Source organism: Brevundimonas vesicularis NBRC 12165, from assembly GCF_001592205.1.
Classification (GTDB): domain Bacteria; phylum Pseudomonadota; class Alphaproteobacteria; order Caulobacterales; family Caulobacteraceae; genus Brevundimonas; species Brevundimonas vesicularis.
Window position 1 is genome coordinate 144,082 of record NZ_BCWM01000006.1, and the last position, 15,651, is coordinate 159,732.

Here is a 15,651-nt window from a genome sequence, read left to right on the forward strand (position 1 = left end):
GGCTGCGGATCATAGACGCCGAACCGTGACGGCTGTAAATCGCGCCATCCTGATTTCCCACCAGACGGAGCTGCCATGTCGGCCCAATCCACGCCTGCGACCCTGATCGACGGCAAGGCCTTCTCGGCCGCCCTGGTGGAACGCGTCGGCGCGGCCGTCGCCCGGCTGGAGGCCGCGCACGGCGTCAAACCCGGCTTGGCCGTCGTCATCGTCGGCGAGGATCCGGCCAGCCAGATTTACGTCCGCAACAAGGGCGAGACGACGCTGCGAGCCGGCATGCGCTCCGATACCCACCGCCTGGCCGAATCGACCGGCCAGGACGAGCTGCTGGCCCTGATCGCTCAGCTGAATGCGGATGCGGGCATCCACGGCATCCTGGTCCAACTGCCCCTGCCCGCCCACATCGACGCGACGGTGGTTCTGGACGCCATTTCGCCGGACAAGGATGTGGACGGCTTTCACATGGTCAATGCGGGTCGTCTGGCCGTCGGTCTGCCGGGTCTGGTCCCCTGCACACCTCTGGGCTGTCTGATGCTGCTGAAGGATCAACTCGGCGATCTGTCGGGCCTGAACGCCGTCATCGTCGGCCGTTCCAACATCGTCGGCAAACCGATGGCGCAACTGCTGCTCGGCGAAAGCTGCACGGTCACCATCGCCCACTCGCGCACGCGGGATTTGCCCGAGGTCTGCCGCCGCGCCGACATTCTGGTCGCCGCCGTCGGTCGGCCCGAGATGATCAAGGGCGACTGGATCAAGCCGGGCGCGACCGTCATCGACGTGGGTATCAACCGCGTCCCGTCAGCCGATCCCGTCAAGGCCGCCGAGGGCAAGACCCGCGTCGTCGGCGACGTGGCTTTCAAGGAAGCGGTCGAGGTCGCGGGCCGCATCACGCCGGTGCCGGGCGGCGTCGGCCCCATGACCATCGCCTGTTTGTTGGCCAACACCTATTCGGCCGCCTGCCGCCTCAACAATATCCAACCGGAGCCATTGGACGCTTGATGCATTCATTGGGCCGGTGAATAGTCCCGCCCCACGGCGCTATCGCCGAACGGGAGATGTCATGGTCCGCTTCAACGCTCGCGCCGTCGCTCTGACCGGCGCTCTAACAATCGTCCCCGCCGTGGCGGGTTGCGGCTACAACACCATTCCGACCAAGCAGGAACGCGCGGAGGCGGCCTGGGCCGATGTGCAGAGCCAGTATCAGCGCCGCGCCGACCTGATTCCCAATCTGGTCGCGACCGTGCAAGGCGCCGCGATTCAGGAACGTACCACCCTGACGGACGTCATCAACGCCCGCGCCCGCGCCACCTCGGTCAATGTCTCGGCCGACGACCTCGATAATCCGCAGGCCTTCCAGCAGTATCAGGAAGCCCAGGGCCAGCTGTCCGGCGCCCTGTCGCGCTTGCTCGTGACGGTCGAGGCCTATCCGCAACTTCAGGCCAACCAGAACTTCCTGACCCTGCAGTCGCAACTGGAAGGGACTGAAAACCGCATCCAGATCGCGCGCCGCGACTACAACGAGGCCGTTCGCGACTACAACACGACCCTGCGCACCTTCCCGCAGGTGATCTGGGCCAAGACCCTGCATGGCGGTTCGCAGCCGATGCAGCTGTTCACCGCCACCGCCGCCGCCCAATCGGCGCCGCAAGTCAACTTCAACCTGAACGCCCCGCCCGCCAACGCCTCGGCGCCCGGCGGCGGCGCACCGGCCGTAACGCCGGGCGCGACCCCGCCCGCCCAGTGACGACCCTTCAAGCGGCGGCGCGGCGTTCGCCGGGCGTCGCCGCCCTCATCTTCGGCCTGTTCATCGCGCTGCTGCTCGTCCTTCCGGCGGCCGCGCAGAGCAAGATCGACTTTCCGCCGCTGACCGGCCGCGTGGTCGATCAGGCCAATCTGCTCGATCCGGCGACGGAACAGGCCCTGACCGAAAAGCTCGCGGCGCTGGAGGCCAGTTCCACCGACCAGTTGGTCGTCGTGACGGTCAACAGCCTCCAGGATCAGGAGATCGAGGACTACGGCTATCAGCTGGGTCGCGCCTGGGGCATCGGTCAGAAGGAGAACGATAACGGCGCCCTGCTGATCGTCGCGCCGAATGAACGCAAGGTCCGCGTCGAGGTCGGCTATGGGCTGGAGCCCATTCTGACTGACGCCTTCTCGTCTCAGGTCATTCGCAACGACATCCTGCCGTCGTTTCGAGACGGCGATTACCAGGCTGGGGTGATCAAGGGCGTCGACGCCCTGATCTCCCAGCTGTCGCTCGACCCGGCGGAGGCGCAGGCGCGCGCCCAGGCCGCCGCGACCGAGCAAGCCGACACCAAAGGCGAATCCGTCATCCCGCTGGTCATCATCGCCGGGCTTTTCCTGTTCATCTTCTTGATCGCCATGCGGTCCGGGCGCGGACGACGCAGCAATGTCAGCTCGGTCCTGCTGTGGGCCGCGTCAGAGGCGCTGCGGAACTCCGGCAGAGGCGGCGGCGGTTGGGGCGGCGGCGGCGGCTTCGGCGGGGGCGGGTTCGGCGGCGGCGGCGGCAGTTTCGGCGGCGGCGGCGCCTCGGGGGGATGGTGATGCAGATCACGGACAACGACCGCACCCGCATCGCCGAAGCCATAGCGGCCGCCGAGCGTCAGACATCGGGCGAAATCTTCTGCGTCGTCGCGCGTCGTGTCTCGACCTATGTGGACGTCAGCCTGGCCTGGGCGGCGGCGATGGCGCTTGTGGCCCCGATCGTCTTCGTTCCGTTCGTGCTGGATCTTCGCTGGCCCGGCGACGGCTGGGAAGCGGCCCACCAGGTCGCGCAGGACGCCACGACGGCGCAGGCGCTGGGCCTCTACGCCCTGTCGCAGGCCATCGTCTTCGTCGGCGTCTTTCTGCTGACCCGTATTCCGGCTGTGCGTCGTCTGGTGACCCCGGCCGGCGTCAGGCGCGGCCGTGTGAGGGAGGCCGCCTTGCAGCAGTTCCTGGCGCACGGCGTCCATGTCACGGAGGAGCGCACGGGCGTCCTGATCTTCGCGGCCCTGGATGAACATCAGGTCGAACTGATCGCCGATGAGGGCATCTACGCCAAGGTCGACGAGGACGCCTGGGCCCAGGCCGTCGCGGCACTGACCCGCGAACTGCGCGCCGACCGCCCCGTCGATGGCTTCGCCGCCGCCGTCGCCCTATGCGGCGAGGTTCTGGCCCGCCACTTTCCACCGCGCGCCGACAACCGCAATGAGTTGCCCGATCATCTGATCCTGCTCTGATCGTCGCATCGGGGTCGCATTCGCGCGCCAGAAGGCCTAGCCCACGGTCAACGTTCAAACAGCCGCCACCTCATGCCTCGCCTTCTTACCTACAATGTCCACCGCTGTGTCGGCACGGATCGCCGTCTGGATGTCGGCCGGATCGTCGCCGTCATCGCCGAGTTCGAGCCGGACATTGTCTGCCTGCAGGAACTGGACGTCGGCCGAGCGCGCACGGGCGGGGTCGATCAGGCCGAGGCGATCGCCGACGGTCTGGCCATGACCTCGCGTTTCCATCCAGCGATGCGGGTCGAGGCGGAACAGTACGGCGACGCCATCCTGACCCCGCATCCCGAACGGCTGATCCGCGCCGGCGCCTTGCCGACCGTGAGCGGCATTCCGGGCCTGGAACCGCGCGGGGCGATCTGGTCGGAAATCGAGATCGACGGCACGGCCGTCAACGTCATGAACACCCACCTGGGTCTGGTTCCGCGCGAGCAGCGGCTTCAAGCCGCCGCGTTGGCCGGATCCGGCTGGGTCGGCGGATGCGACGGACCGATCCTGCTGGCCGGCGATTTCAACGCCACTTCGATCACCCGCCCCTATCAGACCCTGTGTCGCACCCTGCAGGACTGCCAGCGTCAGTTGGGCCAGAAGCCCAGCGTAAAAACCTTCCCGTCGGCCTTCCCCGCCATCCGCATCGACCACTGTTTCGTCAGCCCGCATATCCGCATCCGCGCGGTGCGATCCGCCTTCTCGCCCCTGGCCCGCATCGCATCGGACCACCTGCCGCTGATCGTCGATTTCGAGGTCGTTCAACCCGGCGCGTGACCGCCCTCGGACGCTGGTCGCGTGCGTTGGGAGCGGTTCAGACGCTTCCAAGGCCGCCAGGCGTCGCTGGACGACGTCGGGTCGCCCAACTGCCATTCGGCGAACATCCGCTGGATACGCGTCGGCGGCTCCGAGCCCAGCGGCTTCAGCCGATCGGTTTCGAAGTTGCAGATCGCCTGCCCCACCGAGCCGAAGACGCCCTCGACCGCCGCATAGTCTTCCGTCGCAACGCCCAGCCAGTGAGCGATCGTCCGGTGACGGTGCGCCGTGATGAAGGCTCGACCGGCCGCATCGACAGGCTCGGCGGCGATGTCGCATTCTGTATCCAGGCCCATCGACCGGTTGTTGAGATTTGTGGACCCGATCCTCAGCAGCCGATCATCGATGATCGTCACCTTGGCGTGGACGATGATCCGGTCGCCGTCGGCGGTCAGCGGGGCGAAGGCGAAGAAGCGGTTGTATTTGTCCGCCTGCTCCAGCCGGTGCAGCACCTCGGCCCGGGCCGTGTCCATAGTCATGCTGTCGAACCAACTCGGGCTCTTGGCGGTCGAGATGACGATGACTTGCGGTCCATCCACTTCGGCCAGTCGTTCGGCCAATGCGGCGGCGATGACCGGCGAGGTGAAATACTGGTTCTCGATATAGATCAGCCGTTTGGCGCGCCGAATTGATTCCAGGTGCAAGGCTTCGCTCTCGCGCACCTCCTGCCGCCCCGACCATTTCGGCTCGGTGCGGGCGATGCCGACGGGCACGTCGGTCATCTGCACCGGCACGCCGTCGGGCCAGGGATCGTCCTCGACCTCGTCCGGGATGGTGCGCTCCCACGTCGCCTTGAACCAGCGTTCGCGCGCCAGATCGCCCAGCGCACGCGCCGCAGGGCCGTCCATCACGCTCATCACCTCGTGACGCGCCTTGCAGATCAGGCCGCTAGGCAGGGCGCGGCGCGGGTCGCCGTCCAGATGTTCGTCGGAATCCCAGCGATCGGTGGAGATGTCGCCGCCGCCGCAGAAGGCCACCTTGTCGTCAATGACAACCACCTTCTGGTGATGACAGGCGCCGATCGGACCGGGGGAATCAAGCCGGAACTCCACCATCCGCTTACGGAACCAGCGCTGCGCCTTGTGCGGATAGAAGCCTTGCGACGCGGCGATCAGCAGCGGCGATTTCCAGATGAGCAGTCGCACATCTAGGTCCGGCTTCTTCTTGACCAGCATCCGCAGCTGGCGACCGATTTCCGCCGATTTGTCGCCGGGTCGCGTTTCCGGATCCAGATGGGTGCGTGGATCGAACTGCCATCCCAGCAGCACGATGGAGCGTTGGGCCTTGTGAATCGCAGACGAGAGGGCGTCGAAATAGGCCTCGTTTTCCATCAGCACGGAAAAGCGGTGCGCGACGGCGGACGTCCACAGGGCAGGCCCCGGCTCCAGCAGACTGCCTTCGTAACTGTCGCCGGCTAAAGTCATGCGACCTATCTGTCTGATTCGCGTGACATGGTGTCGAAGCGCCTGCATCCTCCGTTCCACGCGCGTGTCCTTCGGTCAATCTTTCAGGGCGGGATTGTGACGTTCGCCGATTTGGCGCATAAGGAGCGTAGCCATACAGGCTGCGAGGGAGGGTAGAATGCAGGCGCTTGTCGAACTGATCGCTGGCTTCATCGCCCTGCTGGCCGCCGCCGTCCTGACGCAGTTCGGCGTCGACACCCACAACCCCAACCACGGCGACCGCGAAGTGCGTCGTGTGGTGGAGTGTCGTGACACCGGCTCCAACGCCACGCTGCTTTCCGAATCCAAGCGCGACTGCTGAACGCTGCGGCGCTTTGCGCTGCATGACGCGCTTCATCGACAGGTTGCGGGCTTGAGTCGGTTTCGTCCGCATCGATCATGCTCTAGAGTTTCCTCGGCGCTGTCGGACGCCCGCGTAGAGATCGAGTTTTTGAGCTTATGAAGTCTCCCAAACGGCCGCCTCTGAAGCTGACCGACGACGAGGCCGTCGCGCCGGTCGAGCTTTCGACTTCAGATGAAATGCCGGTCCAAGAGGCGACACCGCCGCTCGACCCGATCCCCGAGCCCGATTTCGAAATCGTGCAGCCGACGTTCGAGCCGCCAATGTCGGAACGGCGTCGCCGTCGCCTGCTGGAAGAGCAGCGGCAGGCCGAGGAACGCGCCCTTGCCGCCGAACGCGGCGCCGCCCCCGTCAATGCGAAACCGACGCCAGAGACTCCTGTCGATATGGCCGTCGCCGTCGGTCAGCCGCCCGCGCCGTTCGAGCTGTCCAAACCGCCCGCTGTGAAAACCGTTCAAGCCAAGGCCCAGGCCGAGACGTCCGGGCGCCACGCCTATGTGATCGCAGGCGTCGCCTCCGCCCTGTGGATCGGCGGCGTCGCGTCCTGGGCTGCTTACGAGTTCGGCGCCGGCGGGGCGGAACTGGATCCGCTGCGGATCGCCATCTACGCCCTGATCGCCCTTGCCCCTGCGGGCCTGGCCATCATGCTGGCCCATGCCGTCCGACAGGGCGCCGGTCTGGCCGCAGAGACGCGTCGCGCCCGGCAACTGGCGGAGGCCCTCGTCGCCCCGACCGCCCTGGCTGCCCAGCAGACCGGCGAGGTGCTTCAGTCGCTACGTTCCGACATCGATCACGCCACTTTGGCGGCGGAACGCGCACGCAACGATATGGCCCTGCTCCGAGAGGCGCTGGCCCAAGAGACAACGCGGCTGAACGAGGCGGCCGAGAACGCCGGCCGCACCGCGCGTCGTCTCACGGAAAACCTGGGCCGCGAGCGCGACCAGATGCAGACCCTGGGCATCCATCTGGATACGCAGGCGTCGGGCGTCATCGACGCCGTCGAGCGTCAGTCGCGCATGGTCGCCGACGCCTCTGATTTGGCTCAGGCGCAACTTCGCGAAGCCGAGGCCGCCCTCGCCGCCCGCGCCGCCGACCTCGCCGCCGCCGCAGGCGAAGCCCAGGACGCCGCCCGCGTGGCGTCCGACGATCTGGCGCGCCAGACCATCCGACTTGAGAACGCCGGTTCGGGCGTCGCCGAGCAGATCCAGTCCGTCGAGGAAGGCCTCAGCCAGCAGCGCGCCGCCCTGGTCACCGCCGCGTACGCCCTGCGCACCGATCAGGAGGACTTCTCCGCTCAGGTCGAAAGCCAGCGCGCTCAACTGATCGAACATCTCTCCGCCACGCGCAGCGCCGCGGGCGATCTGGATCGCACCACCCAGACCTCGGTCGAGTCCATGCGCGATCTGGTCGAGGCGGCCACCGACCAGTTCCGCGCTCTCGTCGACATGTCGCAACGCGAGGCCGACGGCTTCGATTCCGCCACCAAGCTCGCCCTCGACCGCTTCGAGGCCCTGGCAGCCGAGGCGCGCGACGCCCTGATGGAAGAGACGCGCCGCGCCCTGGAGCAGATGCGCGCCACGGCCGAGGATTCTCGCGCCGCCGCCGCCGACGCCGCCGAACAGGCGCGTCTGCGCACCGACCGCCTGGGCGAATCCTTGTTTGACGCGGCCCAAAAGGCCGACACCGCCGCCGACGCCCGCATCGCCGACGCCCGCCGCATCGTCACCGAAACGTCCGGCCTGGTCGAAGAGACCGGCGAGCGGATGGTCAGCCGCCTGGAAACCCTGGTGGCACGTCTCAACAGCGCCTTGTCAGAAATCGACACCGCCGTCGCCGACATCGACGAACGGGCCGCGCGCCTGCCTCAGGAAGCCCGCGTCCGCGCCGACGCCGTGCGCGCCACTGTCGAGGAAGGCCTGGCCTCCCTTTCCGCCGCCTCGCGCAAGGCGGCCGAGGACACCGAGGCGCTGGATGTCGGCTTCCAGGATCGCGTGCGCCGGAACTACGACATGCTGACCGAAGCCGTGCGTCTGATGGGCGTGGTGTCGGGCGATACGACGCCGGCGCGTCGTCGCGAGCCGGCTGCGGAGATCGAGGCCCGTCCCGAGCCCCGTCCCGAGCGCCGCACCGAGCGCACGACGGCTTCCGCCTCGCCGCCCGTCGAAGAGCGCCGGTTCGGTCTGCGCAGCCGTCTGCGCCTCGAGCCCGCCGAGCCGCCGCCGTCGGCGGACAAGGGCCTGGACTGGAGCGATCTGATCGACGGCGACGACGACAACGAGGCGCCGCTGGAGCTGGACACGCCCTCCCCCTCGCCTGCCGAGGCCGAAGCCCTGTCCGACCGGGTCGCCGCCGCCATCCGGCGCATGGGGGTCGATCCCAACGCCCTCCTGCCTCGCTCTCGCGTCGAAGAGGCCGCTCGGGCCTTCAGCAATGGCGACCCCGATGCCGCACGCCAGATCGTGCGTCGCGTCGCGCCGGCCGCTGTCCGCAGCGTGTCTCGGCGTGTCCTCAGCGACGCTGAACTGCGCGCCGACGCCGAACGGTACGTCCGCAACTTTGCGGTCATGCTGAACGCTTCCGCCCGCGCCGGAGACAGCGCGGCGGTGCAGTCCAGCCTGGCGTCCGACAGCGGTCGCGCCTTCATGTTGCTGGATGCGGCGGTCGGCGACCTGGGCTAAGACTCTTGCGGACTTGACGGCGTCGGGAAGTTACAGCCTCTTGCACGTCACCGAACTGTCATGGATGGGGCTATGGCTGGCACGATGAACCAAATCGACAGTCGTTCCAGTGGTGATCGCCGCCCTGGCATCATCATCTGCGCCTATGACGGCGATGATGACGGTTGGGATCTGGTCGAGGATCTGTCGGGCGAAATCTGGAGCCCCAGCGGGGCCCGCGCCGTGCCCATCGCCGCAGCCGATCCCGACGAGCTCGCCTCGACCCTGGCCGCCCGTCTCGGCAGCGGGGAATGCCGGGCCGTCCTACTCGTCGGACGCACGCAAAAGGGCGCAGGCTTCCGGGTCCAGATGCGCGCGGAAAACCGCACCCTCGACTACAAGCACCGCCTGTCCAGCACCGGGCCGGGCGTGGCCCGCACCACGGCGCCCGTCGCCGACATGGTTCGCGCCCTGACCGCAGCCGGGCTGCAAGCCGACGCCTCGTCCGACATCGAAGAGGACGCCGGCTCTTACCTGCTCTACCGCGTGCTCTCGGACCTTCCGGATGGGCCGCTGACGCCATCGATCGGCCTGCTGCGCGCGCCCGCCCCCGCCAACGAAGCGGCGGTGCGCAAGGGCGTCAAGGCCGCCGCCTCGGCCATGGCCAGCCACCTGACGCCGCTGCCGCGCGTCGGTTAACCCTCCTGGGTCGCAGACATCGACGAACTGGCGGTCTAGGGTTTCGAAATGACAGTGAGTCGCAACCTGATCGTCTTCGCCGCCCTGAACGGCGCCCTGGCCGTGGCGCTCGGCGCCTTCGCCGCGCATGGCGCCGGGCCGCAGATCAAGACCCTGCTGACCACCGGCGCCCAGTATCAGATCGTCCACGCCGTCTTCGCCTTCGCCTGCGCCCACTGGACAGGGGGCGGCGGGCTGGCGCGGCTTGCGGGCTGGCTCGGATCAATCGGCGGCCTCATCTTCTGCCTCGCCCTGGCGGCGATCGCCTTTCTCGGCGTACCGGCGTTCGGCGCCGTAGCCCCGATCGGCGGCCTGTTGATGATTGCCGGTTGGCTCTGCCTGGCCTTTGCGGCCTTGCGTTCTCGCCCCTGATTTCCTCGTAGAAAGACCAAGCATCCATGGCCTTCCCCACGCCCGCCGAGCCGCGTCGTGTGCTCCACCCTGAGATCGAGGCCTATGCCTCGGGTTGGATGCCGACCGAAGGCGTGCATGAAATCTATTACGAGGAGTCCGGCAATCCGCACGGCCTGCCGGTTCTGGTCCTTCACGGCGGACCAGGCGGTGCGGTCAATCCGGGCATGCGCCGCTTCTTCGATCCCGCCGTCTATCGCATCATCATGTTCGACCAGCGCGGCTGTGGTCAGTCGCGGCCCCACGCCTCGCTGGAAGACAACACGACCTGGACCCTGATCGACGACATCGAGCGCCTGCGCGCCCTGTGCGGCGTCGACAAATGGGTGGTGTTCGGCGGGTCTTGGGGTTCGACCCTGTCGATGGCCTACGCCATCACCCATCCTGAGCGGGTCATCGCGCTCTTGCTACGCGGCATCTTCCTGCTGACGAAGAAGGAGTTGCACTGGTTCTATCAGGACGGCGCCTCGATGATCTTCCCCGACGCCTGGGAGCGCTTCATCGCCCCCATCCCCAAGGCCGAGCGCGGCGACCTGATGGCCGCCTATTACAAGCGGCTGATCGGCGATGACGTCGCCGAGCGCGAGCGATGCGCCGTCGCCTGGTCCAGCTGGGAGGGCGAGACCGTCAGCGTCGAGGGCCCCAACGCCCGCCCGGACAAGTTCGCCGAGCCCGACTTCGCCGTCGCATTCGCTCGGATCGAGAACTGGTTCTTCACCAACGCCGGCTTCTTTGAGGAGGACGGATGGCTGCTGAAGAATGTGGACCGGATGCGGCATATCCCGTGCTGGATCGCGCAGGGCCGATTCGACGTGGTGACGCCGATTTCTGGCGCCTGGGCTCTGCACCGCGCCTGGCCCGAGGCCCATCTGGACATCGTCGGCGACGCCGGCCACGCCTCGTCGGAACCCGGTATCGTCGACAGCCTGGTCCGCGCCGCCGACTGGGCTGCAAGCCTTCAGGAATGAAAAAGCCGCCGCGCAGGACAGCGCGGCGGCCTTTCCATTCTGAAAAATCAGAACCGTTTTGTGGTTCGATTGTCGATGCTCCACGCGCCCGGACCGGCGGTGAAGATGTACAGGAAGATGAAGCAATACAGGATGGCCGCGTCGCCGCCGTTCACCGCCGGATAGGGGCTGCTGGGGAAGTGGAACATCCAATAGGCGACCGCCATCTGGCCCGAGGCGATGAAAGCGGCCGGACGCGTGAACAGTCCCAGGATCAGCAGCAAGCCCGTGATCAGCTCGATCACCCCGCCGACGCCGAACAGCGACAACAGTTCCTGCTGCCCGGGCTCGGCCCCGGCCGGAAAGCCGAAGACCTTGATGACGCCATGCGCCAGGAACAGCAGACCGGCGACGATCCTGAGCGCCGCCAAGGCGCGGGAAGACCAGCCATTCACTTGATTGAACATTCTCTTTCCTCGCCTTTTTGATGCGGTTGTCCACGGTCGGATCGGGTCCGACCGTGAAGCTTGATCCGAAAATCAGGCGGCGTCCACCAGCACGATCTCGGCGTCGGACAGCGCCTTGACCGTCACGACATCCTCCTGAGCGATGGCCGCGCCGTCACGGGCGTTCAGTCGGACGCCATTGACCTCGACCTCGCCCTTCGCCGGGACCAGATAGGCCCGCCGCGCGCCGCCTAGCGGATAGTCGGCGCTGTCGCCCGCCTTCAGCGTCGCCGCCACAATCCGAGCATCGGTGCGGATCGGCAGGGCGTCCCCACCGCTTTCAAGAGTATCGCCCTCAAAGCCCGACGCCAGGACCACGAACTGGCCTGACCGCTCGCCCTTGGGGAAGGGCTTGGTGCCCCAACTCGGCGCGTCGCCGCGGCGGGTCGGCTCGATCCAGATTTGGAAGATCCGGGTCAGGTCCGGCTCGGCGTTGTATTCGGCGTGCCGTATGCCGGTTCCGGCGCTCATCACCTGGACATCGCCCGCGACGGTGCGGCCCTTATTGCCCAGACTGTCCTCATGGGTGATGGCCCCGTCGCGGACATAGGTGATGATTTCCATGTCGGCGTGGGGATGCGGCGGGAAGCCGGTGCCGGCGGCGATCTCGTCGTCGTTCCACACCCGCAGATTGCCCCAGCTCATCCGCTTGGGATCATAGTAGTTGGCGAAGGAGAAATGGTGTTTGGCGTTCAGCCAGCCATGGTTGGCGCCGCCGAGGGATTCAAATGGTCTGCGCTCGATCATCGCACTCGTCCTTTCGCGTCGGAACCGTCCGACGCCTTTGCTTGACGCCAAGATAGAGATCGGCGACCGATCAGAAATAGAAACACCCGAAACTCATCGTTTCAGGACGCAAAGCCGCCCATGTCCCGCCTGCCCGATCTGGAAGCCCTGGCCATCTTCGCCAAGGTCGCCGACAGCCAATCCTTCTCCGGCGCAGCCGAGACGCTGGGCCTGTCCAAGGCGACCGTGTCCAAAGCGGTGACGCGTCTGGAACAACAGCTGAAGACCACCCTGCTCCACCGCACGTCGCGGCGCTTCGCCCTTACCGATGCAGGCCGAACCCTGGCCGCCCGCGCCGCCCACATGCTGGCCGAGGCCGAGGGCGCGGTGTCGGAGGCGCTCGACATGTCGATCACGCCGCGCGGCCTGGTGCGACTGGCGGCGCCGATGTCGTTCGGCATGGCCTATGTGGCCCCGGCCCTGCCCGAGTTCCTCGCCACTCACCCGGACGTGTCGGTCGATCTGCACCTGTCGGACGAGGTCATCGATCTGGTCGGCGGCGGCTTCGATTGCGCGCTGAGGATCGCCGCCCTGGCCGATTCCTCGCTGACGGCGCGCAAGCTGCGACCTGTGGCCCGCGCCCTGGTGGCCTCGCCGTCCTATCTGGATCAGCGGGGCCGCCCCACCCATCCCGACGATCTGGCCCGTCACGCCTGCCTCGGCTACGCCTACATGCCCAGCCCGGACACCTGGCGGTTCAGCAATGCGGCGGGTGAAGAAGTGGTGGTGCATCCGCGCGGGCCGCTGCGGGCCAACAACTCCGACGCCCTGACGGCGTCGCTGTGCGCGGGTCTGGGGCTCTTTCCACAGCCGGATTTCATCTATTGGAAGGACGTCGCCGACGGCAATCTCGAGACGGTGATGACCGACTGGCGCCTGCCGCCCATCGCCCTGCATCTGGTGGCGCCCAGCGGCGGACCGCGCCCGGCCAGGGTCACGGCCTTCATGGACTATCTGGCGGCGAAGTTCAGCGGACCGCTCTGGCCGGGCGATACGGTCGGGCGGTAACGCTCAGCCGCACTTCACTTCGCGCACGATGTTCGTCGCCTCGTCATAAACGAAGTTCACCCGGTTCTCGCGATAGTCCATGGTCGCGGCGCAGGTGGTGCAAAGCACACGGAAGGTCTGGCCGGCGGGCGCGGTCGGGATGGCCGAACGGTTGCGGCCAACGTAGCTCTGATAATCCGAAACCTTGCACGCCTTGAAGGCGGTGTCCGATCCGGGCGCAGGCTCGGCGGTCTGGACCGGCGCGCAGGCCGACACGGCCAAGGCGCCGGCGGCCAACAGGGTGCTCACGATGATCTTCATGGTCGTCTCCTTGCGTCAGGCTCAGCCGCAGCGGACCTGTTCGATGATGCCAGTCTGTTCGTTGTAGAAGATGTTCAGACGATAGGCGGAGAAGTCCTGCGTCACCGGGCAGGTGGTGCAGGTCACGCGCCGATTGACGACATCCACCGGCACCGGAATTTCGGTCCGGGACTTGCCCACCAGATATTGCATCTCGCCGGCCTTGCAGACGTCCTCCGTCTGGGCGGTCGGCATCCGGCTGCCGACGGGCGGGTTGAGTTGAGCCTGCTCGACCGCACGCGGCGCGGGCGCCTCAGAGACCGGCGTCGAACAGCCGGCCAACAAAACCAGTCCGATCAGGCCGCCTTTTCCCAGCGCCCTTCGTCCGTTTGACGCCAATAGGCCAGGTTCGCGCCCTGCCCCTTCAGCGCCTTCCAACGTCCCCGCGCGTGTTGCAAAGCCGGCTCGTCGCGACCGTCGAAAATAATGAAGCATCGTTCGAACCCTTCCGTCCCGCCCAGTTCTGCGTCGTCGACTATGAACAGCGCCTGAGCGCCGTTCAGGTTCTCGCCCGTTTCACTCAACAGCACAGGCTGGCGCTCGGCATGAGGCTGGTCGGCCCGGCCGTGGGGCAGAAAGCTGTCATCGCGAAACGTCCACAGCGTCTCGTCGACCTCATCCAGTCGATGCGAATGCGACGATTTGATCATGGCGCGCCAGCCCCGCTCGATCGTCTTTTCGAGCAGGGTTGGCAGCACCTGATCCAGCGATGAACGCTCCAGGTGATAGAACCAGATTTCGGGCTTGTCGCTCACCCGGCTCTACCTCCCGACCGATCAGCCTTCGTAGGAATCCGCGACCATCCGGTCCAGAGTCCGCACAGCAAAGCCGACGCCGCCTTCCGGGACGGTGGGGCTGGGGCTCTTGTTGGCCCAGGCCGTCGGGGCGATGTCCAGGTGCGCCCACGGCACGCCGTTGGTGAAGCGTTGCAGGAACAGGGCGGCGGTGATCGAGCCACCGGCGCGGCCGTTGCCGGTGTTCTTCACATCGGCGATCTTGGAATCGATGTGCTGCTCGTAGATGGACGGGATCGGCATACGCCAGAAGTTCTCGCCGACCTTCTTGGCCGCCGCCAGGATCGGATCGGCGACATCGTCGGAGTTCGAGAAGACGCCGGCGTAATCCAGGCCAAGCGCCACGATCATGGCGCCCGTCAGGGTGGCCAAGTCGATCATGAACTTCGGCTTGAAACGTTCTTGGGTGTACCAGAGGGCGTCGGCCAGGACGAGGCGACCTTCGGCGTCGGTGTTGATGACCTCCACCGTCTGGCCCGACATGGACACGACCACATCGCCCGGACGCTGGGCGTTGCCGTCCGGCATGTTCTCGACCAGACCCAGCACGCCGATGACATTGGCCTTGGCCTTGCGGCTGGCCAAGGCGATCATGGTTCCGGTGACGGCTGCTGCGCCGCCCATGTCCCACTTCATGTCTTCCATGCCGTCCGCCGGCTTGATCGAGATGCCGCCGGTGTCGAAGCAGACGCCCTTGCCGACGAAGGCCAGCGGCTGAGCGCCGGCTTCGCCGCCGTTCCACTTCATGATCGCAAGCTGGCTTTCGCGACGGCTGCCCTGGCCCACGCCCAACAGGGTGCGCATGCCCAGCTTCTCCATCTCGGCCTCGCCGAGGATTTCGACTTCAAGGCCCAGGCTCTCCAGCGCCTTCACCCGCTTGGCGAACTCGGCCGGATACAGGACGTTGGCGGGCTCGGACACCAGGTCGCGCGCGAAGATCACACCGTCGGCCACCGCCGACAGCGGCTCCAGCGCGGCTTCCGCGCCCCGCAGGTCGGTCGTGACCACGCGGATGGCGGTGATCGACGGAATCTTGTCGGCCTTTTGCGTCGTGCGATATTTATCGAAGCGATAGGCGGCCAGACGCGCGGCGAAACCAACGCGGGCGGCCTGCTCAGGCGACAGGTCCGAAGCGTCGATCGTCAGCACCTCGGCGCCCGACAGCTTGACCGCCGCATAGGCGTTGCCGCCAAAGGCCTCGACCGCCAGATCGTCCAGCTTGTCCTTGGCGCCTACGCCCACCAGCAGCACGACGTCCGCCTCGACACCCGCCGGCGCGGCGATGCTCAGGCTCTGGCCTGCCTTGCCGGTGAAACGGCCCTTGCCCGCCGCCTTGGTCAGGGCGCCGTTGGTCTTGCCGTCCAGCGCGGTCCCGGCGGCGGTGAAGGTGCGATCTTCAAAAACCGGAACGGCCAAAATCTCGGCGGCGTCCACGGCGGCGACGAATTCGATCTTCATTCAATCAACTCCAGCCAGGCCCCACCCGGCGTCTGCAAACAGCAAAATGACAACGGCGCGTCTGCTTGTCGCGGACGCGCCCTGATGTGCTACTAGATGCGCCTCAATATCGC

18 protein-coding genes are annotated in these 15,651 nt (G+C 66.9%); 11 read left to right on the forward strand and 7 right to left on the reverse strand.

The window, feature by feature from the left end:
* Positions 1 to 75: 75 nt before the first annotated feature.
* From folD to BVE01S_RS06570, 5 genes are all read left to right on the forward strand, one after another.
* Positions 76 to 999: a bifunctional methylenetetrahydrofolate dehydrogenase/methenyltetrahydrofolate cyclohydrolase FolD gene (folD, locus tag BVE01S_RS06550; protein WP_066625747.1), complete on the forward strand. Its 924-nt coding sequence runs from the start codon at positions 76 to 78 to the stop codon at positions 997 to 999.
* A 61-nt stretch (positions 1,000 to 1,060) separates the two neighbouring features.
* Positions 1,061 to 1,744, forward strand: a complete 684-nt coding sequence (locus BVE01S_RS06555) for a LemA family protein (protein WP_066625748.1) — start codon at positions 1,061 to 1,063, stop codon at positions 1,742 to 1,744.
* On the forward strand, positions 1,741 to 2,565 hold the full coding sequence (locus BVE01S_RS06560) for a TPM domain-containing protein (protein WP_084375319.1): 825 nt from the start codon (positions 1,741 to 1,743) through the stop codon (positions 2,563 to 2,565). Before BVE01S_RS06555 ends, BVE01S_RS06560 begins: the two co-directional genes overlap by 4 nt.
* Entirely contained in the window at positions 2,565 to 3,242 is a 678-nt protein-coding gene (locus tag BVE01S_RS06565; protein WP_240612087.1) for a TPM domain-containing protein, read from the forward strand. The genes BVE01S_RS06560 and BVE01S_RS06565 overlap by 1 nt, the downstream gene beginning before the upstream one ends.
* Positions 3,243 to 3,314: 72 nt before the next feature.
* A complete protein-coding gene (locus BVE01S_RS06570) occupies positions 3,315 to 4,052 on the forward strand; it encodes an endonuclease/exonuclease/phosphatase family protein (RefSeq protein WP_066625751.1) in 738 nt (245 codons plus the stop codon).
* Here the strand turns inward: BVE01S_RS06570 and BVE01S_RS06575 are convergent.
* A complete protein-coding gene (locus tag BVE01S_RS06575) occupies positions 4,037 to 5,515 on the reverse strand; it encodes a phospholipase D-like domain-containing protein (protein ID WP_066551664.1) in 1,479 nt (492 codons plus the stop codon). The two genes, BVE01S_RS06570 and BVE01S_RS06575, sit on opposite strands and share 16 nt — an antisense overlap.
* 157 nt (positions 5,516 to 5,672) lie before the next feature.
* Between BVE01S_RS06575 and BVE01S_RS06580 the strand changes: the two genes are divergently transcribed.
* The 5 genes from BVE01S_RS06580 (at position 5,673) to pip (ending at position 10,668) form a co-directional block, all read left to right on the forward strand.
* Entirely contained in the window at positions 5,673 to 5,855 is a 183-nt protein-coding gene (locus tag BVE01S_RS06580; protein WP_039247996.1) for a hypothetical protein, read from the forward strand.
* 137 nt (positions 5,856 to 5,992) lie between these two features.
* A complete protein-coding gene (locus BVE01S_RS06585; protein WP_066625754.1) occupies positions 5,993 to 8,572 on the forward strand; it encodes a tipN in 2,580 nt (859 codons plus the stop codon).
* Positions 8,573 to 8,644: 72 nt separating this feature from the next.
* Positions 8,645 to 9,250 carry a C15 family peptidase gene (locus tag BVE01S_RS06590; RefSeq protein ID WP_084375320.1) on the forward strand — a complete coding sequence of 202 codons (606 nt, stop codon included), beginning with the start codon at positions 8,645 to 8,647 and terminating at the stop codon, positions 9,248 to 9,250.
* 48 nt (positions 9,251 to 9,298) lie between these two features.
* On the forward strand, positions 9,299 to 9,661 hold the full coding sequence (locus BVE01S_RS06595) for a DUF423 domain-containing protein (RefSeq protein ID WP_066625757.1): 363 nt from the start codon (positions 9,299 to 9,301) through the stop codon (positions 9,659 to 9,661).
* A 26-nt stretch (positions 9,662 to 9,687) separates the two neighbouring features.
* The gene (gene pip / locus BVE01S_RS06600) at positions 9,688 to 10,668 is read left to right on the forward strand and encodes a prolyl aminopeptidase (RefSeq protein ID WP_066625760.1); all 981 of its coding nucleotides are present in this window, start codon (positions 9,688 to 9,690) and stop codon (positions 10,666 to 10,668) included.
* Positions 10,669 to 10,715: 47 nt separating this feature from the next.
* Here pip and BVE01S_RS06605 read toward each other — a convergent pair whose 3' ends face one another.
* Both BVE01S_RS06605 and BVE01S_RS06610 read right to left on the reverse strand, forming a co-directional pair.
* Positions 10,716 to 11,114: a DoxX family protein gene (locus tag BVE01S_RS06605; RefSeq protein WP_066625763.1), complete on the reverse strand. Its 399-nt coding sequence runs from the start codon at positions 11,112 to 11,114 to the stop codon at positions 10,716 to 10,718.
* Positions 11,115 to 11,186: 72 nt separating this feature from the next.
* On the reverse strand, positions 11,187 to 11,900 hold the full coding sequence (locus tag BVE01S_RS06610; protein ID WP_055808681.1) for a pirin family protein: 714 nt from the start codon (positions 11,898 to 11,900) through the stop codon (positions 11,187 to 11,189).
* Between the two features lie 120 nt (positions 11,901 to 12,020).
* Here BVE01S_RS06610 and BVE01S_RS06615 point away from each other — a divergent pair, with 120 nt between their 5' ends.
* Positions 12,021 to 12,947, forward strand: a complete 927-nt coding sequence (locus tag BVE01S_RS06615; protein WP_066625765.1) for a LysR family transcriptional regulator — start codon at positions 12,021 to 12,023, stop codon at positions 12,945 to 12,947.
* A gap of 3 nt (positions 12,948 to 12,950) precedes the next feature.
* On the opposite strand, the gene BVE01S_RS06620 is transcribed toward BVE01S_RS06615, so the two are convergent.
* The 4 genes from BVE01S_RS06620 to BVE01S_RS06635 are packed head-to-tail and all read right to left on the reverse strand — an operon-like array spanning position 12,951 to position 15,538.
* Positions 12,951 to 13,247: a hemolysin gene (locus tag BVE01S_RS06620; protein ID WP_066625767.1), complete on the reverse strand. Its 297-nt coding sequence runs from the start codon at positions 13,245 to 13,247 to the stop codon at positions 12,951 to 12,953.
* 21 nt (positions 13,248 to 13,268) lie between these two features.
* Complete coding sequence (locus tag BVE01S_RS17095) at positions 13,269 to 13,568, reverse strand: DUF1996 domain-containing protein (protein WP_240612086.1); 300 nt, start codon at positions 13,566 to 13,568, stop codon at positions 13,269 to 13,271.
* 14 nt (positions 13,569 to 13,582) lie between these two features.
* Positions 13,583 to 14,041: a DNA polymerase III subunit chi gene (locus BVE01S_RS06630; protein WP_055755192.1), complete on the reverse strand. Its 459-nt coding sequence runs from the start codon at positions 14,039 to 14,041 to the stop codon at positions 13,583 to 13,585.
* 21 nt (positions 14,042 to 14,062) lie between these two features.
* A complete protein-coding gene (locus BVE01S_RS06635) occupies positions 14,063 to 15,538 on the reverse strand; it encodes a leucyl aminopeptidase (protein ID WP_066625770.1) in 1,476 nt (491 codons plus the stop codon).
* Positions 15,539 to 15,651: the final 113 nt, after the last annotated feature.